Source organism: Flavobacterium enshiense (assembly GCF_022836875.1).
Lineage (GTDB): Bacteria > Bacteroidota > Bacteroidia > Flavobacteriales > Flavobacteriaceae > Flavobacterium > Flavobacterium enshiense_A.
Window position 1 is genome coordinate 2,436,387 of sequence record NZ_CP090376.1, and the last position, 20,661, is coordinate 2,457,047.

Annotated in this window: 22 protein-coding genes and 1 other RNA gene; 10 read left to right on the forward strand and 13 right to left on the reverse strand. The window is 36.2% G+C overall.

All coding sequences use genetic code 11. From position 1 onward, the window contains the following. Window positions 1-90: 90 nt before the first annotated feature. The 6 genes from LZF87_RS10900 to pyrR all read right to left on the reverse strand — a co-directional run bounded on the left by LZF87_RS10900 (window position 91) and on the right by pyrR (window position 4,488). Window positions 91-567 (reverse strand): CAP domain-containing protein, encoded by a 477-nt coding sequence (locus tag LZF87_RS10900; protein ID WP_244339040.1) that lies wholly within the window; start codon window positions 565-567, stop codon window positions 91-93. 191 nt (window positions 568-758) lie between these two features. Further along, window positions 759-1,403: a pyridoxamine 5'-phosphate oxidase gene (gene pdxH, locus LZF87_RS10905; protein ID WP_244339041.1), complete on the reverse strand. Its 645-nt coding sequence runs from the start codon at window positions 1,401-1,403 to the stop codon at window positions 759-761. A gap of 195 nt (window positions 1,404-1,598) precedes the next feature. After that, a complete protein-coding gene (locus LZF87_RS10910) occupies window positions 1,599-2,504 on the reverse strand; it encodes a ribonuclease Z (protein ID WP_244339042.1) in 906 nt (301 codons plus the stop codon). A gap of 70 nt (window positions 2,505-2,574) precedes the next feature. After that, window positions 2,575-2,907, reverse strand: a complete 333-nt coding sequence (locus tag LZF87_RS10915; protein ID WP_244339043.1) for a ribonuclease Z — start codon at window positions 2,905-2,907, stop codon at window positions 2,575-2,577. Between the two features lie 79 nt (window positions 2,908-2,986). Then, a complete protein-coding gene (locus LZF87_RS10920) occupies window positions 2,987-3,913 on the reverse strand; it encodes an aspartate carbamoyltransferase catalytic subunit (protein WP_244339044.1) in 927 nt (308 codons plus the stop codon). A 23-nt stretch (window positions 3,914-3,936) separates the two neighbouring features. Further along, window positions 3,937-4,488 (reverse strand): bifunctional pyr operon transcriptional regulator/uracil phosphoribosyltransferase PyrR, encoded by a 552-nt coding sequence (gene pyrR, locus LZF87_RS10925; protein ID WP_244339045.1) that lies wholly within the window; start codon window positions 4,486-4,488, stop codon window positions 3,937-3,939. Window positions 4,489-4,888: 400 nt separating this feature from the next. Between pyrR and LZF87_RS10930 the strand changes: the two genes are divergently transcribed. The 6 genes from LZF87_RS10930 (at window position 4,889) to LZF87_RS10955 (ending at window position 9,971) form a co-directional block, all read left to right on the forward strand. Continuing rightward, complete coding sequence (locus LZF87_RS10930; protein WP_244339046.1) at window positions 4,889-5,803, forward strand: hypothetical protein; 915 nt, start codon at window positions 4,889-4,891, stop codon at window positions 5,801-5,803. A 137-nt stretch (window positions 5,804-5,940) separates the two neighbouring features. Then, window positions 5,941-6,819 (forward strand): pirin family protein, encoded by an 879-nt coding sequence (locus tag LZF87_RS10935; protein WP_244339047.1) that lies wholly within the window; start codon window positions 5,941-5,943, stop codon window positions 6,817-6,819. An 89-nt stretch (window positions 6,820-6,908) separates the two neighbouring features. Then, window positions 6,909-7,223 carry a GNAT family N-acetyltransferase gene (locus LZF87_RS10940; RefSeq protein ID WP_244339048.1) on the forward strand — a complete coding sequence of 105 codons (315 nt, stop codon included), beginning with the start codon at window positions 6,909-6,911 and terminating at the stop codon, window positions 7,221-7,223. Window positions 7,224-7,249: 26 nt separating this feature from the next. Continuing rightward, a complete protein-coding gene (locus tag LZF87_RS10945) occupies window positions 7,250-8,131 on the forward strand; it encodes a pirin family protein (protein ID WP_244339049.1) in 882 nt (293 codons plus the stop codon). Between the two features lie 26 nt (window positions 8,132-8,157). Further along, window positions 8,158-8,730: a uracil-DNA glycosylase family protein gene (locus tag LZF87_RS10950; RefSeq protein ID WP_244339050.1), complete on the forward strand. Its 573-nt coding sequence runs from the start codon at window positions 8,158-8,160 to the stop codon at window positions 8,728-8,730. A 290-nt stretch (window positions 8,731-9,020) separates the two neighbouring features. Further along, a complete protein-coding gene (locus LZF87_RS10955) occupies window positions 9,021-9,971 on the forward strand; it encodes an NmrA/HSCARG family protein (protein WP_244339051.1) in 951 nt (316 codons plus the stop codon). 59 nt (window positions 9,972-10,030) lie between these two features. On the opposite strand, the gene LZF87_RS10960 is transcribed toward LZF87_RS10955, so the two are convergent. Then, window positions 10,031-11,647 carry an ABC-F family ATP-binding cassette domain-containing protein gene (locus tag LZF87_RS10960; protein ID WP_244339052.1) on the reverse strand — a complete coding sequence of 539 codons (1,617 nt, stop codon included), beginning with the start codon at window positions 11,645-11,647 and terminating at the stop codon, window positions 10,031-10,033. A 157-nt stretch (window positions 11,648-11,804) separates the two neighbouring features. Between LZF87_RS10960 and LZF87_RS10965 the strand changes: the two genes are divergently transcribed. Then, entirely contained in the window at window positions 11,805-13,214 is a 1,410-nt protein-coding gene (locus LZF87_RS10965) for a TlpA family protein disulfide reductase (protein ID WP_244339053.1), read from the forward strand. A 103-nt stretch (window positions 13,215-13,317) separates the two neighbouring features. Here LZF87_RS10965 and fsa read toward each other — a convergent pair whose 3' ends face one another. The 5 genes from fsa to ffs all read right to left on the reverse strand — a co-directional run bounded on the left by fsa (window position 13,318) and on the right by ffs (window position 16,862). Beyond that, window positions 13,318-13,974 carry a fructose-6-phosphate aldolase gene (gene fsa / locus LZF87_RS10970; protein ID WP_023574536.1) on the reverse strand — a complete coding sequence of 219 codons (657 nt, stop codon included), beginning with the start codon at window positions 13,972-13,974 and terminating at the stop codon, window positions 13,318-13,320. A 66-nt stretch (window positions 13,975-14,040) separates the two neighbouring features. Beyond that, window positions 14,041-14,733: a hypothetical protein gene (locus LZF87_RS10975; protein ID WP_244339054.1), complete on the reverse strand. Its 693-nt coding sequence runs from the start codon at window positions 14,731-14,733 to the stop codon at window positions 14,041-14,043. Window positions 14,734-14,747: 14 nt separating this feature from the next. Then, entirely contained in the window at window positions 14,748-15,551 is an 804-nt protein-coding gene (locus LZF87_RS10980) for an SDR family oxidoreductase (RefSeq protein ID WP_244339055.1), read from the reverse strand. A 135-nt stretch (window positions 15,552-15,686) separates the two neighbouring features. Beyond that, window positions 15,687-16,685: an enolase C-terminal domain-like protein gene (locus tag LZF87_RS10985; RefSeq protein WP_244339056.1), complete on the reverse strand. Its 999-nt coding sequence runs from the start codon at window positions 16,683-16,685 to the stop codon at window positions 15,687-15,689. Between the two features lie 78 nt (window positions 16,686-16,763). After that, an RNA gene (gene ffs / locus LZF87_RS10990) (signal recognition particle sRNA small type) lies at window positions 16,764-16,862 on the reverse strand. Window positions 16,863-16,949: 87 nt separating this feature from the next. Between ffs and LZF87_RS10995 the strand changes: the two genes are divergently transcribed. After that, window positions 16,950-18,029, forward strand: coding sequence for a glutaminyl-peptide cyclotransferase (locus LZF87_RS10995; RefSeq protein WP_244339057.1), 1,080 nt, complete (start codon window positions 16,950-16,952; stop codon window positions 18,027-18,029). Window positions 18,030-18,092: 63 nt separating this feature from the next. Here LZF87_RS10995 and holA read toward each other — a convergent pair whose 3' ends face one another. Next, the gene (gene holA / locus LZF87_RS11000) at window positions 18,093-19,097 is read right to left on the reverse strand and encodes a DNA polymerase III subunit delta (RefSeq protein ID WP_244339058.1); all 1,005 of its coding nucleotides are present in this window, start codon (window positions 19,095-19,097) and stop codon (window positions 18,093-18,095) included. A gap of 46 nt (window positions 19,098-19,143) precedes the next feature. Between holA and LZF87_RS11005 the strand changes: the two genes are divergently transcribed. Continuing rightward, on the forward strand, window positions 19,144-19,605 hold the full coding sequence (locus tag LZF87_RS11005) for a type I restriction enzyme HsdR N-terminal domain-containing protein (protein WP_244339059.1): 462 nt from the start codon (window positions 19,144-19,146) through the stop codon (window positions 19,603-19,605). A gap of 7 nt (window positions 19,606-19,612) precedes the next feature. After that, window positions 19,613-20,608 carry a glycosyltransferase family 2 protein gene (locus tag LZF87_RS11010; RefSeq protein WP_244339060.1) on the forward strand — a complete coding sequence of 332 codons (996 nt, stop codon included), beginning with the start codon at window positions 19,613-19,615 and terminating at the stop codon, window positions 20,606-20,608. Window positions 20,609-20,661 lie beyond the last annotated feature (53 nt).

Here is a 20,661-nt window from a genome sequence, read left to right on the forward strand (position 1 = left end):
CGTTTAATTAAAAAAGCATTCACCTGTGTGAATGCTTTTTCATTTTAGGATTATTAAAACCCAGAAACTAAACACATATTGTAATTAAGATTATTTTCTTATAAACATTGCGGTGAAATATCTATTTCCTTTTGCATCTTCTCTTACCGAAATTCCAAAATGAGAATAATTACTTTCCATGTTAGCTTTATGAGCCGGGCTGTTAATCCATGCATCTACCACAGTCTTTGCTGTAGGATAATTGTAGGCTAAATTTTCTCCAACAGCCACGGCTCCTAAAGTAACTTTCAAATTTTCCTTTCTTTCGGCAAAAAGGTCGTGTGTTAATGTATTGATTGAAATCATATATTCATCGTGTTCTTCTGAAACATTAGAAATGTGATTTATTAATTCCAGCGAATTCAATCCTTTACTTACCCGATATTCATTAATTAAGTCAGCAACATCCAATTCAATCTGACTGTAGGTATAGTCATTATTTGTAACGTAATTTTCTGAAGCTGAATTTTGAGGTGTTTCATCTGCACTCTCGGCTGAACAAGAGCCCAAGAATACAAAAAGAGCCATAAGGGACATTAAACGAAAAAAATACATCCTCTTCATAAAATCATAATTTAAATGTCTTGCTCGGTTTTTAAAATAATTAGCTTTTATAACTAACTGATTTCCAGAGCTAAGTTACGCATTAATCGATTATCTACAAAATAAATCGATAAAATACACAAATTTTTAACATTTAAATTTTAATATACGAATATTTAAGGCGAAAGTCTTTCAATTTTCCAATTAAAATCCTCTAAAAGTTGATAAAGTATGCGATCATGAAGTCGATTTGGTCTTCCTTGCCAAAATTCTACCGAAACAGGTCTAACCAAGTAACCGCCCCAATGTTTCGGACGGGGTATTTCTTTGTTTTCATATTCTTTTTCCAAAGCTTTGAGGTTTTGCTCTAAAAATTCCCTTGAAGGGATAACTTCGCTTTGGGGAGAAACTATAGCACCTAACTTGCTTCCGTCCGGGCGACTGTCAAAATAATTATCGGAAACGGTTTCAGATGTTTTTTCTGCAACTCCCTTAATAATAACCTGTCTTTCCATGGAATGCCAAAAAAAAGATAAACAAACATTTGGGTTATGTTCCAGTGCTTTTCCTTTTTCGGAATTATAATTCGTGTAGAAAATAAAACCTTCTTCATTAAACTTTTTAAGCAAGACCACTCTGGCTTTCGGGAATCCGTCAAGACCAATTGTAGTAACAGTCATTGCATTGACCTCTTCTATTCCACCTAAATCTTCGGCTTCATAAAACCATCTATGAAATAAATTGATTGGATCTTCCGGTATATTAGTTTCCAGAAGTTCGCTCTTTTCATATGATTTTCGGTAATTTCTTAAATCAGACATTATTTTAGACTCCTTAGATTATTAGATCAGTTAGACATTTAGATTTCTTGAAAACTTAGATTACTTTCATTTCTAGATTTCTTAGAAACTTTGGTTATATATTGATGATTCTCTTGAATATAAACTTAACAGTTTTTTTCGAAATTTCTTAATTAAAAATTCTAAGAAGTCTAATTTTCCAACATTCTAAGTTGTCTAGAATTCAAATTCTCTTCCGTCATCAGCAAGAAGAACATTCGGAAAAACGGTTTCGGCTTCATTTTTGAATCGTTCAATAGAATCGTATCGTGTGGAATAATGCCCTAAAACCAATTGCTCCACATTAGCTTTTTTGGCAATTGTAGCAGCTTGCTTAGCAGTACAATGCATGGTTTTTTCGGTCAGATGTTCTTCGGATTCCAAAAATGTACTTTCGTGATATAAAACGGTAGCATTTTCTATGATTGGTAAAATACTTTCATCATAAGCAGTATCAGAACAAAAAGCATAGCTTCGTGACGGTTCTGGATCGAAAGTCAGCTTTTCATTGGGAATTACTCTTCCGTCTTCCAAAGTTATATCACCGCCATATTTTATTTTCTGATAATAACAAGTTTCGATATCGTGGTTTAAAATAGCATCGATATTTAGTTTACGCTCGCGGTTTTTTTCCTGAAATAAAAAACCATTCGTATATACTCTGTGCCTAAGCGGAATGGTTTTAATGATTACTCTCTCGTCTTCAAAAACAACTTCACTTTTTTTGCTTTCCAGCTCGTGAAAATAAAGATTGTATCCAGTGTAAGAATTTGATAATCTGAGTTGTAAAAGGATTACTTCCTTAATTCCTTTAGGTCCATAAACATGTAAATCCGTTTGACGGTTCAACAACATGAAAGTGGAAATCAGTCCAACCAAACCATAAAAATGATCACCGTGAAGATGCGAAATGAAGATATGTTCTATTCGCGAAAATTTAATTTTATTTTTTCGAAGCTGTACTTGGGTTCCTTCTCCGCAATCAATTAAAAACATGCGGTTTTTTATTTCCAGAACCTGCGAAGTCGGATTGGTAATTGTACGTGGTGTGGCAGCGTAACAGCCTAGAATTGTCAGTTTCATTATTTTCAGTTTTCAGTCGCAGTACTAAGTCTCAGTTTCTGAATACTGTAAACTGTAACCGCCTGCTAATTTAGAATCCTAAATCGCGTTCGATTTCTTCCATTTCAATCATGTCATGCGCTTCTAAAAGCGTCGGAACAACCAACAAAGAAGCCGGAACGTCATTAAAATCGATGTTTTCGGCAACAATCACAAATGATTTTTTTGCCTTCTTGTGTTTTTTAGATAATTCCACAAAGGTTTTGATAGCCTTTACATCTGCCGACTTATCATGAGAAACATCCAAAATAAGATTGCGGTCCTTAAAGGATTCGTATTGGTCTGTAACTTTCTTAAGAAACTCCGAAACATTACCTTCGGTATCTTTTAGAATTGTAGTGTGTACTTTATGATCTACTTTCATTTTTAAGTGGCTGAGTTGCTAAGTTACTGAGATTTTTTTTCTCAACAACTATCTTGTATTTGACTTTTAACGTAAACGCTTACTTGATCTTCTGTGCCAATAAATAAATCACGGCCATACGAATTGCTACTCCATTTTCAACCTGGTTTAAAATTACAGACTGTGAAGAATCCGCCACATCAGAAGTAATTTCCACTCCCCTGTTAATTGGTCCCGGGTGCATGATTACGATTTCTTTGCTTAAAGAATCCAACAACGCTTTATCGACTCCGTATTGTTGCGCATATTCACGGGTCGATGGGAAATAATTCACATCCAAACGTTCATTTTGCACGCGGAGCATATTAGCTACATCACACCATTCCAATGCTTTACGAAGATTTGGTTCGTATTTCACACCTAACGATTCAATATAGCGCGGAATCAACGTTTTAGGTCCGCAGACCATCACTTCTGCACCTTGCATCTGTAATGCGAAGATATTGGAAAGCGCTACACGTGAATGTAGAATATCACCAACAATTACAACCTTCTTCCCGCCTACTTCACCAAGTTTTTCGCGAATAGAATAACTGTCCAGCAACGCTTGGGTTGGATGCTCATGTGCTCCGTCACCGGCATTTACAATACTTGCCTTCACATTCTGTGATAAAAAGTAAGCAGCTCCCGGATTTTTATGACGCATTACAACCATATCCACTTTCATTGAAAGAATGTTGTTTACAGTGTCAATCAATGTTTCCCCTTTTTTAACCGAAGATTGTGCCACGGAGAAACTCATTACATCTGCCGAAAGACGTTTTTGTGCCAATTCGAACGAAAGTTTGGTACGCGTGCTGTCTTCAAAAAAGATATTGGCAATGGTGATATGTTGTAATGAAGGTACCTTTTTAATCGGACGATTTATAACTTCCTTGAACTGATCGGCAGTTTCGAAAATTAAATCGATATCGTTTTTGTTGATGTATTTTATTCCTAATAAATGATTGACGCTTAGTTCTTTCATTGTTATCTGTGTTGTTGTAATTCTTAGTTGTTTGTTGTTTTGGCCACTAAAAGCACCTGATCTACTCCGTCATGTTCTTTCCAGTTCACCAATACTCTTTCGTTATTGATTGCATCTACCTGTCGACCGCGATAATCCGGCTGAATTGGTAAATCACGACTGAAACGTCTGTCGATAAGTGTTAAAAGCTCAATTCCGGATGGTCTTCCAAACGATTGAATTGCTGTTAAAGCGGCACGGATACTTCTTCCGGTGTATAAAACATCGTCTATGAAAACCACTTTTTTATCTTCTACCAAAAAGTCGATTTGGGTTTTATTGGCTTCAACTGGTTTTTCGGTTCTTCGAAAATCGTCTCTGAAGAACGTGATATCCAAAAATCCAAGTGGAATGTTTTTGATATTATATTCCTCTTCCAAAATTTTTTTGATTCTTTCTGCAACGAATTTACCGCGAGGCTGAATTCCAATAAGAATAGTGTTTGAAAAATCGAGATGCTTTTCGATTAACTGACAAGCCAAACGATGCAGGATGATATTGACTTCTTTTGAAGTAAGCAATACTTTTTGACTCATATATGAAGTGTTGAGTTTGGAGCGTAAAAGTACAATTTTTTTATTTAAAAAAAATTTTGCTGTACTCAGTTTATATAAAAAAGACCGCTTATTGAGCAGTCTTTTTTTTAAATGTTTTTGATTGGAATTATTCTTTAATGAATCGTAATGTTCTTACGTATCCTGCTTTTGCAATTTTAATAAAATAGATACCAGACTGGTATTGAACCATCTTGGTTACAGAACCGGCTTTCTTACAGTAATACTCATTTTAAAGTTTAATAGAAAAACTAAATTATACCTTTTTATGCATTTTATCGGTAAATCATGTAAATTCAACTAAAACATTTTACTAAATTCAATTTTCACAAAAAATTTAAAATATTTTTATCACATCCATTAACAATAAAAAAACTAACCCATGAAGAGATTTACTTACCAAAAGAGTAAGCTGGCTCTTTTTTGCCTGCTAACATTAACGGTTTTCTTCAATGCTTGTCAGCACGAAGATCATGAAGATATTACAGGCAGAGCTAGTGATTCGACAACAACAACTGGTTTATTACCATCCGGAAATTGTGAAACGGATTGTATCGTACCTGGAGGCCCTTATTTTGAAACTCAGGATTCAAGAATAGTGACTTGGGGTGGAAGATATAACGATGCCAATAGTAAAACAGTAGAAATCAAATACTACAACACTGAAACTCATTTTGTTTTACAAGTAAAAAGCACCAATGGATGGAGCGACCTCCTTATTAATGAACAGTCCGTTTGGACAGGCGGACATGTAGCTCCAAATGTTTGGCAAAGTTATTCATATCTTTTGCCACCCGGATGGAAGGCTTGTGATCCTATAGATTTTGATCTAAAAGTTGCTGGTAATGGTCAACCTGCTGTCTTTGATAATGTCCTTTATAATTTAATCGGAATTTGCGATGATGGTTGTGAAACCTCATTTACAGGCGAAGCAATATCCTGTGATGATACCAGAGAAGCCATATATACGTTTACTGCTGATGCCGATCAGGATTACATCAAGATTCAGGGTGGTTTGACCAATTTTACTGGTGAAGATGCGGTAATTGCATTCTTAGACGAAGAAGGAAACGAAATCGAAAATTTAGATAATTTAGTTGTTTCACAAAGATCTCCGGGCGGAAGTTCCAACAGAGTAATAACAGTGGAAGGAAGTGTTTCGGAATGTGAAACCATAACTATCCGTATCCGATGGAATTCAGACAACGGAGGAGATGTAATTACCGGTGAATGGTCGGTTAAAGATGAAAACGGGCTTGAATTGGCAGACCCGATTACAGGATTACAATGTCATTAAAATATTTGAGTTTGAGTATAGTTACTATAAAAGCTGTGGGAAACTACAGCTTTTTTCATCTTATTTCTTAATCTAAATTAAGTGCTTTGGTAATATTGTAAACTAACTTTGTGTGTCAAATTAAATGAAAAATTACAATGGCAACAAAAAATATTGAATTAGTAGCAGCTCCAAGAACTCCCCATTTCGTTGGTGATGGCTTCAGGGTACACAACTTTATTCCAAGTGGTTATCATTTGGATATGGAGCGTATGAGTCCGTTTATTATGTTAGATTACAATTCCAAATATAACTTTCCACCTTCTGAAATTCCAAGAGGCGTTGGTGTACATCCGCACAGGGGTTTTGAAACTGTTACCATAGCCTATAAAGGAAAAGTGGCTCATCATGACAGTGCCGGGGGCGGCGGAGTAATTGGTGAAGGCGATGTACAATGGATGACAGCTGCTTCAGGCGTTTTACATAAAGAATACCATGAACAAGAATTCAGCAAAAAAGGTGGCGAATTTCAAATGGTGCAGCTATGGGTAAATTTACCAGCCAAAGATAAAATGTCGGTTCCAAAATATCAGGGAATTACCAACGAGAAAATCGGTAAATATTTACTTCCTGATAATGCAGGATTCATAGAAGTTATTGCGGGAAATTACAAAGATGTGAAAGGTGCCGCGTCAACCTTCACGCCTGTTCATCTGCAAAATGCAATACTGAATGCGGGTGGAAAAACTTCATTTTCGTTTCCGGCAGATTATAACACCGCGTTATTGGTTATTGAAGGAAGCATCAAAGTTAATGATACAGAAATAGTTCCAACTGACCATTTCGTATTGTTTGAAAACAAAGGTGAAGATTTTAGCATTGAAGCACTTGAAAATTCGATCGTTTTAGTTTTAAGCGGCGAACCCATTAACGAACCAATTGTCGCCCACGGTCCGTTTGTAATGAATACTTACGAAGAAATCCTTCAGGCGTTTGACGATGTGAATACTGGAAAATTTGGTTACCTGGCAGACTAAACAATAAAAAAACAGCAATCTCAACACCATGCGCTTGTTGTTTTTTTTTAATTTTCAAAATCAATTAATGTACTCCTAAAAAATCAATCATGAAACCAGAGTATTTAGAAATCACATTAGTAAAAAACGAAGAAAAGCATCAGTTTGAAATTACAGTTGATGGCCATAAAGCTTTTATCGTTTACAAAGAAAAGCCACATGTCATTAAATTAATCCACACCGAAACTGAACCCGAACTGGAAGGAAAAGGAGCTGGAACCGCGGTTATTGAAAAAACCCTGACCTATATTGAAGACAATGATTATAAATTAGTTCCGCTGTGTCCGTTCGTTTTTGCCTATATTAAAAGACATCCGGAATGGAAACGTATCGTGGATGAACATTTTAAAGGATTTGACGAATAATTCATTAACTTTATAAAAAACTGCTTATGTCAAACGTAAAATTAATAATAGAAGAACGCGCTGCCGATATTGGAAATTTTATGGTAGGACGACTTCTTCCCTTCCATGAGAAAAGAGCGGTTGGTCCTTTTGTCTTTTTTGATCACATGGGACCGACCTATTTAAGTGAATTTGAAAATTTTGATGTAGCACCGCATCCGCATATAGGACTTTCCACGCTGACTTTTCTGTTCAAAGGCCGAATAACGCACAGAGACAGTTTAGGAACCGAAATGGTAATTGAGCCAGGAGCTGTAAACTGGATGACCGCCGGAAAAGGAATCGTGCATTCAGAAAGAACTCCGCAATTTCTTAGAGGTTTTGAAAAAATGCTCCACGGATTACAAATCTGGGTTGCCCTTCCGAAAGAAATGGAAGAAATGGAACCTAATTTCACACACATAGAAGAAAAAGACATTCCGCATTGGGAACAAGACGGTCTGTCATTTAAACTCATAGCCGGCGAGGCATTCGGGAGAAAATCAGCAGTACCTATATACAGTCCGCTTTATCTTATCGAGATAAAAAGCACCACACCACAGAAAGTAAAAATTGGTGACGAACTGTTTGGAGAAAGCGCTTTGTACATTTTAGAAGGAACCATCAAAAGCGATGAAGTTGTTTTTGAATCGAGACAGATTTTGATTGCCAAAGACTCTAAACTTTGCGAATTCGAAATCGGTGAAAACTCTTCCGTTTATATTTTCGGTGGTGAACCTTTTCCCGAAGAACGATTCATTTATTGGAACTTCGTATCATCGAGTAAAGACCGTATTGAAAAAGCTAAAACCGACTGGGAAAATCAGGATTTTCCACAAGTTCCCGGTGAAGCCGAATTCGTGCCTTTACCTCCCCCGCCCAAATTTTAAAAAATCAAAGATTTAACGCAACTGCGATGGATAAGCTTTTAACAGAAATCCGGAACTGTAAAGTCTGTGAACAGTATCTTGAACTTGGTGCGAATCCGGTTATAGCCGCAAGCTCTAAAAGCAAACTCATCATTGTTGGCCAGGCCCCCGGCAGAATCGTTCATAACACTGGAATCCCATGGAATGATAAAAGCGGTGACAATCTGAGAAACTGGCTAGGTATCGACAAAGCTACTTTTTATGACACCGACAAAGTAGCTTTAATGCCAATGGGGTTTTGTTATCCCGGAACCGGAAAAACAGGTGATTTGCCGCCAAGACCGGAATGTGCTCCTTTATGGCACAACAAATTACTGGCGTTAATGCCCGAAGCAAAACTTATTTTATTGGTAGGACACTATGCCCAAAACTACTATCTCGGTGATAAAAAAGGTAAAACACTGACCGAAACAGTTAAACGATTCAGATCTTATTTGCCAAATTATTTTCCTTTACCGCATCCTTCACCAAGAAACAATATCTGGCTTGCTAAAAATGAATGGTTTAACCAAGAAGTATTACCTGAACTGAAAAAAGAAATCCGGAATATTTTAGAATGATATACTTAAAAGTCACAAACCAATTGTAGTGATACCCTCATAAGTTTATCGCTACAATAATACTTTTTAAAATCTCTGTTTTCGAAATTTTATTATTATATTTACTATCGAAATTTTAATTCTAATCACCTCATAAAAAAAGGTTTACGAATTATTTTTCAATACATCGATTTAGAATTCGTTCTGTCATCATCCTCATTTCTTTTGCAAAACTTATTCCATTATATCTTATATTTTATCAATCCGTTTGGAGTTCATTGATACAATTCTAACATAAAAAAAATACAATTATGTCGCAAAAAAAAATTATTGTAGTATTCGGAGCAACTGGTGCTCAGGGTGGCGGTTTGGCTCATGCCATACTTAGTGATCCAAATAGCGAATTTTCTGTTCGCGCGGTAACAAGAGATGTCAATTCGGAAAAAGCGAAAGCGCTCGCTACATTGGGAGCCGAAGTAGTATCCGCTAATATTGATGATATTGAAAGTATCAAACGTGTCTTGGAAGGGGCATATGGTGCCTATTTTGTTACCTTCTTCTGGGAACACTTCTCTGTTGACAAAGAAATGAAAGAAGCAAAGAATATGGCAACAGCGGCCAAAGAAGTAGGTTTGCAACATGTCATTTGGTCAACCCTCGAAGATGTAAGAAAGTTTGTCCCTCTAAGCGACAACAGTTTGCCAACATTGCAGGAAAAATATAAAGTCCCTCATTTTGATGGCAAAGGCGAATCGGATCATTTTTTTACAGACGCAGGGTTGCCGGTAACCTTTTTGTTGACCTCTTTTTATTGGGAAAATCTAATTTATTTCGGCATGGGCCCAAAAAAAGATGCTAACGGAAAACTGGCGATAACATTCCCACTAGGAGATAAGAAAATGGCTGGTATCTCTTCCCAAGATATTGGAAAATGCGCTTATGGCATATTCAAAAAAGGTAAAGAGTTAATCGGCAAAAGAATTGGTATTTCAGGAGATCAGATCACTTGTACCGAAATGGCAGAAAAACTATCAAAAAAGTTAGGTCAGGAAGTTGTATATAATGAAGTAACCCCAGATCAATACAGAAATTTTGGATTTCCCGGTGCAGAAGATTTAGGAAACATGTTCCAATTTTATCGTGATTTTGAAGGTCCTTTCAATAGTGTCCGCGACATGAAATTTGCCAAAGAATTGAATCCGGAATTACAATCATTTGACAGTTGGGTTGAAAAAAATGCAAACAAGATTCCAATTGAATAAAAGAAACTCACAAATAAGCATAAATAAAAAATCCCGCACGTAAGCGGGATTTTTTATTATTAAGAATACATTTTCTTTCTCATTTCCTGAATTTTATCATCTTCAAGATATTCATCAAAAGTCATATATCTGTCAATTACTCCATTTGGCGTTATTTCGACTACTCTGTTGGCAACCGTTTGCGCAAACTCGTGGTCATGCGTGGTAAACAATACAGAACCTTTGAAGTTTTTCAACGAGTTATTGAAAGCAGTAATCGATTCCAAATCCAAGTGATTTGTTGGCTCATCAAGCATTAAAACGTTCGCTCTCATCATCATCATTCGGGATAACATACAACGAACCTTTTCACCTCCGGATAAAACACGCCCCGTTTTTAAAGCCTCTTCTCCTGAGAAAATCATTTTTCCTAAGAAACCGCGAACATAAACTTCATCTCTTTCCGGTTCTGTTTTTGCCCATTGGCGCAACCAGTCTACTAAAGTCAAATCGTTTTCAAAGAAACTGTGGTTATCGTTTGGAAGATACGATTGTGTGGTTGTAATTCCCCAATCAAAAGTACCTGTATCTGCATTCATGTTATTGTTCAAAATTTCGTAAAAAGCAGTCGTGGCACGGGCATCTTTAGAGAAAACAACCACTTTATCCCCTTTTGCCATATTTAAATCAACGTTTTTGAACAATACTTCACCTTCGATGGAAGCACTTAAATTCTGAACATTCAAAATCTGATCTCCAGCTTCTCTTTCCTGATCGAAAATAATAGCAGGATAACGACGGCTTGAAGGTTTGATTTCATCCAGATTTAATTTATCGATCATCTTTTTACGTGAAGTTGCCTGTTTTGATTTTGCAACGTTCGCCGAGAAACGACGGATAAATTCTTCTAATTCTGCTTTTTTCTCTTCAGCTTTCTTATTTTGCTGTGCACGTTGTTTTGCTGCTAACTGAGAAGATTCGTACCAGAAAGTATAGTTACCCGAGTAATGGTTGATTTTTCCGAAGTCAATATCCGAAACATGCGTACAAACCGCATCCAGGAAGTGACGGTCGTGAGAAACCACCAAAACCGTATTGTCATAATTTGCTAAAAAGTTCTCCAACCAGCCAATCGTTTCAAAGTCAAGGTCGTTGGTAGGCTCATCCATAATCAATACGTCCGGGTTTCCGAATAATGCCTGTGCCAATAACACACGTACTTTCATCTTCCCTTCCATATCACTCATCAATGTATAATGAAGTTCTGCACTGATTCCTAAGTTGGAAAGCATAGCACCAGCATCTGATTCGGCATTCCATCCGTTCATTTCATCAAACTGCATCTGAAGCTCACCAATTTTGTCTGCATTTTTATCATCGTAATCAGCATACAGTTCGTCCATTTCCTTTTTAATGGCAAATAATGTTTTATTCCCCATTAACACGGTTTCCAAAACTGTATGCTCGTCAAACATATTGTGGTTCTGGTTTAAAACCGACATACGTTTGCCCGGTTCAAGAATAACACGACCTGAAGTAGGATCGATATCACCTGCCAATATTTTTAAAAAAGTAGATTTTCCAGCACCGTTTGCCCCGATAATTCCGTAGCAGTTCCCTTGCGTGAAGGTAACGTTTACTTCGTCGAACAAAATTCGCTTACCAAATTGAACTGATAAATTTGAAACTGTTAGCATTGATTTTTTGATTTTTTTTAAAAGTGTTGCAAAAGTAGAAAAAATAGCGGAGTTTTGGCCCCTTATTATAAGAATGTTCATTTTGGCATTTTAACTGTACATTAACAGCAAGTTATCCCCTACAGACCTATATTTGTTTTGAATTAATTTTGATTAAATGTTCGCCTATTTTAAAAATCTACTATTACCTATCTCGTCTGTCGTGCTGTGCGGACTTTGTTCCTGTAACAAAGAATTCAAAGACGACAACTACACTGCCTATTTTGGAGGTGAAATAATCAATCCGAATAGCCGTTACGTACTACTTTTAAAGGATAATAAAGTAATTGATTCTTTACTTTTGGATGATAAGAACCGTTTTTTCAAAAAAATCGATTCACTTGCTCCCGGAATGTATACTTTCAGACATGAACCGGAATACCAGTATGTCTATTTTGACAAAAACGATAGTATAATGCTTCGGTTGAACACAAAAGAATTCGATAATTCATTGGTATTTTGCGGCCGTGGCGACCAGAAGAACAATTACCTGATCGAAATGTTCCTCAAGAATGAAGTCGACAGAAGTTATGATGTTTTTGATAAAGACTATAAGCGATTCTCAAAGACAATCGATTCTTCATACGCAGCAAAAAAATCATTTTATCTCAGAAGAAAGACCGAAATCGGCTGGAACGAAAAATTTGATGTTTTTGCAAAAGCTTCATTGGATTTAGATTATCTGGCGAAAAAAGAAATATACCCTATTGCCCATAAAAGAAGAAATGGGGAAGATATCTGCAAAGTTTTACCTAAAAACTACTATGCTTTCAGAAACACGATTGATTACAACAATGAGGATTTAACCACTTACGTTGATTTCGTTCGTTACATAACGGCTATGTTAAACAACATCGCCTATAAAAACTGTACCACTGAAAAAGACTATGAACAGAGTGCATTGGCCTCCAACATAAAAAAACTGAACATTACGGATACGCTGATCAAAAATCAGAAAATAAAAAACGGTGTTTTGAACAACATTGCCTTCATGTATCTTCTTGAAGATCAAAACATGGCGAACAATAAAAAGTTCTTAGACCGTTATTTTCAGCTTTCCACCGATAAAAGCAAGCACAACGAAATCAGAAAAATATCGAGTGCCGCTCAACTATTAACTCCAGGAAGTAAACTTCCGCCACAGAAGTTTATCAATAACCGTAATGAAAAAATCGACTTTAATTCGATTGCTAAAGGCAAAGGTGAGACTGTAGTTTTCTTTTGGACTTTAAGTTCGAAATCGCATTTGGAAGGCGTTCATAAAAAAGCGCACGATTTAAAAATTAAATATCCTGATTTGAATTTCATCGGTATCAATATGGATGATTCAATAGAGGATTGGCAACAAACGCTTGCTTCCTATAATTTCAATGATACCACAGAACTTCATGCAACAGATATGCAAAAACTGAAAGATGAATGGGTTATCACTAAAATTCACCGCGTTTTACTTTTAAATTCAGACGGTACAGTTAAAAATGCGTTTGTTAGCCTTTTCGATGCTGATTTTGAAAAATATCTAAAATAAAAAGTAACCTGTATTTGGTTCTGATATCTATAAAGAAAAAAGGATTCAATAAAATTGAATCCTTTTTTATACTATCAACCCTAAATTAGGTTGTAACTGTAAACTATTTATTTCCTTTTTCGAAATCTGCAACAAACTGAGCAATACCGATATCCGTTAATGGATGTTTTAATAATCCTAAGATAGAAGATAAAGGACCTGTCATTACATCAGCTCCGATTTTAGCACAATTTACAACGTGCATTGTATGACGAACAGAAGCCGCAAGAATCTGAGTTTCGAAAGCATAGTTATCATAAATCAAGCGGATTTCATCAATCAAATTTAAACCATCAGTTGAAACATCGTCCAAACGACCTAAAAACGGAGAAACGTAGGTTGCACCAGCTTTTGCAGCCAAAAGCGCCTGACCTGCAGAGAATACCAACGTTACATTGGTTCTGATTCCGCGATCAGAGAAATATTTACAAGCTTTGATTCCTTCTTTAGTCATCGGCAATTTCACTACAATTTGCTCGTGCAATTCAGCCAACTCCTCACCTTCTTTGATCATGCCTTCCAAATCCAGAGCATTTACTTCGGCACTAACATCACCTTCAACAATATTACAGATATCAACATAATGCTTTAAAATATTGTTTTTTCCTGTAATTCCCTCTTTAGCCATTAATGATGGGTTTGTAGTCACACCATCTAATATACCTAGTGCCTGTGCTTCTTTAATCTGCTCTAAATTGGCTGTGTCAATAAAAAATTTCATCCTGATGTATTTAAAATTGTTGTGTATTAATCCTTAAAATTGGTGCAAAACTATTCATTAATTTACTTAAAATCTAAATTTAGCCGAAACATTTAAATCTATACGATGTAATCGTTCTCTGGATTCTTCATCCATTACTATAGTTTCCCTAGTACTATCCGGATAGCTAACATTAATTCTTTCCAAAAAACCTCCTACATATGCCAATTGCGGACCTATTAAAAAACGTTCCGTAATCCGAAAATGATAAGCTCCGGAAGCAGAAAATCCTATATTTCCACCTAAATATATTGTGTGTTCATTTGCAAAAGCATAGGAATCATTTCTGTATTTGATATAGCCCATCGCGAATTCCACAAATACTTGTCCCACTTGTTTTTTACCATCAAATACACTGTTCGACGAGAGGAAAACCGAAGCTCCGAAAAATGTAATGTTGATGTCATCTCCAAAACTACCGTACTCACTGGAATAACCACTCCCTTTGGAGTTATATTTATTAAATTTCAGTCCTAAACCACCGTCTAACGAATTAAACTTGTAATAAACGCCGATATCAAAGTTTGTACCGGTTTTTAAGTCCTTCAAATAATCCGTTTCGGCTGACGACAATCCTTTAGGAACTTTTACGATCCTGTAGCTAAAGCCATAACCACCTGTTACAATAACAGCGGCTCTTATAGTGTCATTTTCCGCAAAAGATTGCGAAAAACAGTAGCTTGATACCAAAACGAAATACAGAAAAAATTTAAACTTCATAAGCATTTATTTCCTTAGAGCTTATAATGATTCATTAATAATTTCTCGTACATTTTATCCGGAAGAATTCGCTTTAATATGATTGAAAACCTTTGCATCAAAGCGCCTACTTTATAATGAACATTGGGTTTTGGAGTTTGAATAACGGCATATATCGCCAACGCCATTTCGTCCGGATTGCTTCCACTGGCAACATGCTCATCCATTGTTTTTAAAGTGTTACCATAAGGAATTTCATAAGCCGAACCTTTAACTAATGGCGCATGATAACGTCCAGCTGCAATATTAGTCGCAAAATCTCCCGGAGCGACATTGGTAATCTGAATTCCAAACGATTTGGTTTCCATTCGCAGAGCTTCGGTAATAAGCTCCAATGCTCCTTTTGATGCCGAATACACACTTCTGTACGGCAATCCCATATAACCAGCAATAGAAGTTACGTTAATAATCAAACCCGATTTTTGAAGGCGCATTTGAGGCAAAACGGCTTTCATCACTTCAATAGGTCCAAATAAATTGGTTTCGAAGTTGTTTTTTATTTCTTCGGCCGGAATTTCTTCAAGTGGTCCTGTAATTCCAACTCCGGCATTATTGATCACAACATCCAATCGTCCTGATTTAGTAATCACTTCGGCAACAGCTTTTTTAATGCTTTCAGAATCTCTCACATCCAAAGCGACCAATGGAAAAACCGAATGCTCAACACGTTCCGGATTTCTGCTCGTTCCATATACAATGAATCCTTTTTGGTGTAAATATTCGCCAACAGATTTCCCGATACCTGAGGAACCTCCTGTAATCAAAACTACTTTGCTCATTTTTTAGATTATTCGATTACTCGATTATTTGATTTTAAATTATTTGACTATTAGATTTTAGATTATGGGGCATAACCTCTACGAAAGTAAGGAAGATATTACGTTAAAAAAAATGTAGGTTACACATTTCCCTGCTTACGTAATTTCGATTCCCAAGCCCGGTTTTTCAGAAAGATGAATGATTCCATTTATAACCTGGCTCCCTTTTGCAATATCATTGGCGATTAAATTGGCACCATCCAAATCGGCAAAATCCACTAACGAAGCTAAAGCTGCACCTGCCGAAATGCCGATGGTCGATTCAGTCATACAACCAATCATTATTTTGAAATCCAACAATCTGGCATTTTTTATTAAATCTAAGGAAGGTGTTAGTCCGCCACATTTAACCAGTTTTATGTTAATGCTTCTGTAATGAGCTTGCAATAGCTTTAAATCGATGTTTTCCTGACAATCTTCATCGGCCATCCAGTTGGGATATCTGTCGGAATGCAATGTTTCAAAATTAGCGGCTCCAGGTTTCATAGGCTGTTCCACATAGGTAAAACCTTTTGCCGCTTCAAAATTTTCAAGCCAGCGACACTGTTCCGAAGTATAGCTCCCGTTAGCATCCAAAGCCACCGATTTTCCCGTTTGCAAAAGCATTTCGATTTCCTTTTCGTCAAAACGGTTACATTTGACTTTAAATTTGCTCCACGAAGAATTTTTTATTTTATCAAGCTGGGTTTCAATTGATGCGGCACTTATTGTTATTGAAGACTCTGGAATAGCACCGATTTTTATCATATTCAATTCCGAAAAAGTCTTCTTTTCCAGTTTCCCGAACAAATCCCAATAGGCGCAATCCAATGCAGAGCGAAGGAAACTTGGTAATTCTAATGTCAACAGGAATTTGTAAAAATCAATTGGATGATTAATTTTCCGGGATTCGATTTTATCTTTTATCAGATGGAGTTTTTTATCGAAATCCGCTAAACTTATATGATAGTAATCAATTCCCGTACATTCGCCATGACCACTTGTTCCTAAAGCACTCAACTTGATAATAAGCGCTTCCCTGAAAGCGTAATTACCATATGAAATCGAAAAAGTTTCTTTAAGATTGAGACGGACGATTTGCCAGGACAGGTTCATAGGATATATTTGAATACCCTAAAAATAAAAAAATCTCCACAAGGGAGATATATAAACTGAAAAGATATTCTAAAAAAAAAACGGCAAGCGACCTACATCGCACCGCTACAACCGCGTACCTTTGCTGCGTTCCCACCCTGGAGGAGTCTGCAGGAGCTGGTCGTGTAGGACTTGCCGGTGCAAATATACAATCTTTTTATTTTTTTGCAAGGCAATTGAAGATTAAAAATATCATTGTATATTGCCTTTAACAATTTTTAAACAATGAAAAAACATAACCTATTAACATTCATTTTATTAGGAACAGCTATTGTTTCCTGTGACAGTAATAAAAAAGCAGAAGAAAATTTATTTTCTTTCGATTCTTCCCAATTTAAAGAGCAATATAAGCCTCAGGAATCCCTTTCTTTGGCCTTAAAAAATCCTGAAAACAAAAAAATAGACTCCGTCGTTTACTATATTAATGATAAAAAAATAGGTACAGCAAAAGAAAACGACAAAATGAATTTCGCTTTCGCCGATCAGAAACTGGGATACCAAAACATTAAAGCATTGGTATATTTTGAAGGCGAAAACAGCGAAGTAACCTCACGCGTGGAATTGGTTTCTGATGTAGAACCGAAATTATTGAAATATACAATCGTAAATACGTATCCACACGATTTAAAAGCGTATACTCAAGGTTTGGAATTTTACAGAGATACCTTAATTGAAAGTACCGGAAATGGGACCGGAAGCGGGACCGGCTTAAAAGGCATTTCTTCCCTACGAAAAACAGACTACAAAACCGGTAAAGTACATAAAATTGTAGAGCTGCCGGAAAGTGTATTTGGTGAAGGCTGTACTGTTTTAAACAACAAAGTTTACCAGATTACATGGCAAAACGGTGAAGGTTATGTTTATAATGCCGATACGTTTAAAAAAGAAAAAACATTCCAGTATTTCAAACCGAACTTGGAAGGCTGGGGATTATCCAATGATGGCAAAAACCTTTTAATGTCGGATGGAACTGAGAAAATCTGGTTTGTAAATCCTACTGATTTCAAAGAAGTTGACTATATCAATGTGTATACTGCCAATTCAAAAATCAAGTCAGTAAACGAATTAGAATGGATCAATGGTAAAATCTATGCCAATATTTATCAGATGGACGCTATTGCAATCATCGATCCTAAAAATGGCGCTATTGAAGCTGTTATTAACTTATCCGATTTAAAATCAAAAGTGACACAACACCCGGATATTGATGTATTAAACGGAATTGCTTACAATCCTAAAACGAAAACCATTTTTGTTACCGGAAAAAACTGGGACAAGATGTTTGAGATCAAAATTAATGAGTAAGATCGTATTCTGTGAACATAAAAAAGCCCGTTGCAGTAACGGGCTTTTTTTTATTATCACAATCTAATTGAAAATTTTCACCAGCATCTCTTTCAACAAATCATGCTGTGGTAGATTGTTCGCTCCTACTCCTTTACTTTTTACATCAACATCACGAAGCGTACTTACAATGGCGCTCACCTTTTTCATTGGGTAATTCTTTAATGCCACATCATAATCTTTCACAAAATAGGGATTGATTTTCAAAGTCTTTGCTACATTGGCCGGACTTTTATCTTTTAATCCGTGGTACTGTAAAAGTTGAGAAAAGAAGCCAAAGACCAAGCCGATTGTCAACACAATGGGGTTATCTTTCGGATTTTGGGCAAAATGATCGGCTATCTGATAGGCTTTCAATTGATTTCGTTCGCCGATTGCCTTACGCAATTCAAACGGGTTAAAATCTTTACTGAAACCGATATTTTCCTCAATGATTGCCGGCGTTATTGTTTCTCCAGGCTTTAAAATAATAGCCAGTTTATCTATTTCATTGGCAATCCGACTTAAATCGGTTCCTAAAAAATCGACAAACATCGCCGCCGCTTTAGGCTCAATACTCAATTTTTTTCCGGCTAAAACCCTTTTCAACCAATCTCCTACCTGATTTTCGTACAGTTTCTTGCTTTCAAAAACAACTCCTACTTTACCAAGTGTTTTGGTGACTTTCTTGCGTTTGTCTAACGTTTTGTATTTATAACAGATTACCAAAACCGTTGTGGGCTGAGGGTTTTCTGCATAAGCATCTAATTTTTCAATGGTTCGGGATAATTCCTGCGCTTCTTTTACAATAACCACCTGACGATCGGCCATCATTGGAAAACGTTTGGCATTTCCAACAATTTCTTCAACTGTAACATCACGGCCATACAAAACAGTTTGGTTAAAATCGCGCTCGTGTTCCTGCAAAATATTCTCTTCGATATATTCGGCCAACTTATCAATATAATAAGGCTCCTCACCCATTAAAAAATAGATTGGTTTGATGTTTCCGGCTTGTATGTCTTTGATGATTTTTAAAACTTCGTCCAAAATGCTTTGATTTGGTTATTTGGTTATTTGATGATAGCTTTGTCAGATGCAAAAACTGAATTTTCCCGCTTATACGTTTCGGTTCAAAAATAGTGAAAATAAACTCGCTGTGTTTGATGAAATCCGTAAAAAATTTGTGGTTCTCACTCCAGAAGAATGGGTGCGACAAAACGTAATTCATTTTTTGCTACATCAGAAAAACTACTCGAAATCATACATCAACGTAGAAAAATCAATTAAAATAAACGGTTTAACCAAGCGGTATGATGTAGTTGTATTTCAGCCAGATGGAAAAATATTTTTACTGATCGAATGTAAAGCGCCGGAAGTAAACATTTCCCAGCAAACATTCGATCAGATTGCACGTTACAACATGACACTGGAAGCAAAATATTTAATGGTTACCAACGGACTAAATCATTATTTTTGTTACATGGATTATGAAAACGAAAAATATCAATTTCTTCGTGAATTGCCAGATTTCTTAATCCAAGAACCAAATCTATAATCATCTTTTGAAAAAAATTGCAGTAGTCATACTAAACTGGAACGGGGTTAAACTTTTAGAACAGTTTTTACCTTCAGTAATCCAATATTCTCCCGAGGCAAAAATATATGTGGCCGATAATGCTTCAAGCGATGATTCTGTTGCGTATATAAAAAGTAATTTTCCTTCCGTAAGCATTATTGAAAACAAAGCAAATTTTGGTTTTGCCCAGGGATATAATGAAGCCTTACAGTTTGTTGAGGAAGAAATCTACGCTTTGGTCAATTCGGATATAGAAGTAACCGAAAACTGGTTACAGCCTATTATCAACTTATTTGAAAGCGAACCGACTACGGCTATTATTCAGCCAAAGCTATTGGATTTTAAAAACAAAGCTTATTTTGAATATGCCGGTGCTGCTGGTGGTTTTATTGATAAATATGGTTTTCCATATTGTCGCGGCCGTATCTTTGAAACGTTGGAAAAAGACAATGGCCAGTATAATGACACCGTCGAAATATTCTGGGCATCCGGAGCCTGTTTTTTTATACGAAAAGAGATTTTTAGGGAATTGAAAGGTTTTGATCCCGACTTTTTTGCGCATCAGGAAGAAATTGATCTTTGTTGGCGGGCTTTCAACAAAGGATACAGCATTAAATATTGCGGTGCCTCTACAGTATATCATGTTGGCGGAGCTACTTTGGAAGCAGGAAGTCCGAGAAAAACATTCTTGAATTTTAGAAACTCGACCTGGATGATGATTAAAAACCTTCCGTCTGCGCAGTTGTTCCCAACGCTTTTCATTCGAATGTGTTTTGACGGAGTTGCAGGAATTCGTTTTCTTCTTCAAGGAAAACCTAAACATTTGTGGGCCGTTTTAGTTGCTCATTATTACTTTTACATGCAGATTATCAGGTTTTTACGAAAAAGAGACGCTTTTCAGTCCAAAGATTATTATAAAACGAAATCGATTGTTTACAGTTACTACTTTAAAAATGGTAAGATTTTTGATGTTAATCTTTAACATTAGTTTATCATTTTAATCTTTTAAACATTTTTGTAAGTTAAGTAACTTTG

What these genes read in the sequence shown, in the direction of transcription:
- LZF87_RS10980 (WP_244339055.1), bottom strand. Translation starts at nt 15,551, where the DNA reads ATGAGCAAAGTAGTTTTGATTACAGGAGGTTCCTCAGGTATCGGGAAA.
- LZF87_RS10920 (WP_244339044.1), bottom strand. Translation starts at nt 3,913, where the DNA reads ATGAAAGAACTAAGCGTCAATCATTTATTAGGAATAAAATACATCAAC.
- LZF87_RS10985 (WP_244339056.1), bottom strand. Translation starts at nt 16,685, where the DNA reads ATGAACCTGTCCTGGCAAATCGTCCGTCTCAATCTTAAAGAAACTTTT.
- LZF87_RS10950 (WP_244339050.1), top strand. Translation starts at nt 8,158, where the DNA reads ATGGATAAGCTTTTAACAGAAATCCGGAACTGTAAAGTCTGTGAACAG.
- LZF87_RS10935 (WP_244339047.1), top strand. Translation starts at nt 5,941, where the DNA reads ATGGCAACAAAAAATATTGAATTAGTAGCAGCTCCAAGAACTCCCCAT.
- LZF87_RS10945 (WP_244339049.1), top strand. Translation starts at nt 7,250, where the DNA reads ATGTCAAACGTAAAATTAATAATAGAAGAACGCGCTGCCGATATTGGA.
- LZF87_RS10900 (WP_244339040.1), bottom strand. Translation starts at nt 567, where the DNA reads ATGGCTCTTTTTGTATTCTTGGGCTCTTGTTCAGCCGAGAGTGCAGAT.
- LZF87_RS10955 (WP_244339051.1), top strand. Translation starts at nt 9,021, where the DNA reads ATGTCGCAAAAAAAAATTATTGTAGTATTCGGAGCAACTGGTGCTCAG.
- LZF87_RS10915 (WP_244339043.1), bottom strand. Translation starts at nt 2,907, where the DNA reads ATGAAAGTAGATCATAAAGTACACACTACAATTCTAAAAGATACCGAA.
- LZF87_RS10960 (WP_244339052.1), bottom strand. Translation starts at nt 11,647, where the DNA reads ATGCTAACAGTTTCAAATTTATCAGTTCAATTTGGTAAGCGAATTTTG.
- pyrR (WP_244339045.1), bottom strand. Translation starts at nt 4,488, where the DNA reads ATGAGTCAAAAAGTATTGCTTACTTCAAAAGAAGTCAATATCATCCTG.
- LZF87_RS10930 (WP_244339046.1), top strand. Translation starts at nt 4,889, where the DNA reads ATGAAGAGATTTACTTACCAAAAGAGTAAGCTGGCTCTTTTTTGCCTG.
- LZF87_RS10995 (WP_244339057.1), top strand. Translation starts at nt 16,950, where the DNA reads ATGAAAAAACATAACCTATTAACATTCATTTTATTAGGAACAGCTATT.
- pdxH (WP_244339041.1), bottom strand. Translation starts at nt 1,403, where the DNA reads ATGTCTGATTTAAGAAATTACCGAAAATCATATGAAAAGAGCGAACTT.
- LZF87_RS10940 (WP_244339048.1), top strand. Translation starts at nt 6,909, where the DNA reads ATGAAACCAGAGTATTTAGAAATCACATTAGTAAAAAACGAAGAAAAG.
- LZF87_RS10975 (WP_244339054.1), bottom strand. Translation starts at nt 14,733, where the DNA reads ATGAAGTTTAAATTTTTTCTGTATTTCGTTTTGGTATCAAGCTACTGT.
- LZF87_RS10965 (WP_244339053.1), top strand. Translation starts at nt 11,805, where the DNA reads ATGTTCGCCTATTTTAAAAATCTACTATTACCTATCTCGTCTGTCGTG.
- LZF87_RS10910 (WP_244339042.1), bottom strand. Translation starts at nt 2,504, where the DNA reads ATGAAACTGACAATTCTAGGCTGTTACGCTGCCACACCACGTACAATT.
- fsa (WP_023574536.1), bottom strand. Translation starts at nt 13,974, where the DNA reads ATGAAATTTTTTATTGACACAGCCAATTTAGAGCAGATTAAAGAAGCA.
- LZF87_RS11005 (WP_244339059.1), top strand. Translation starts at nt 19,144, where the DNA reads ATGCAAAAACTGAATTTTCCCGCTTATACGTTTCGGTTCAAAAATAGT.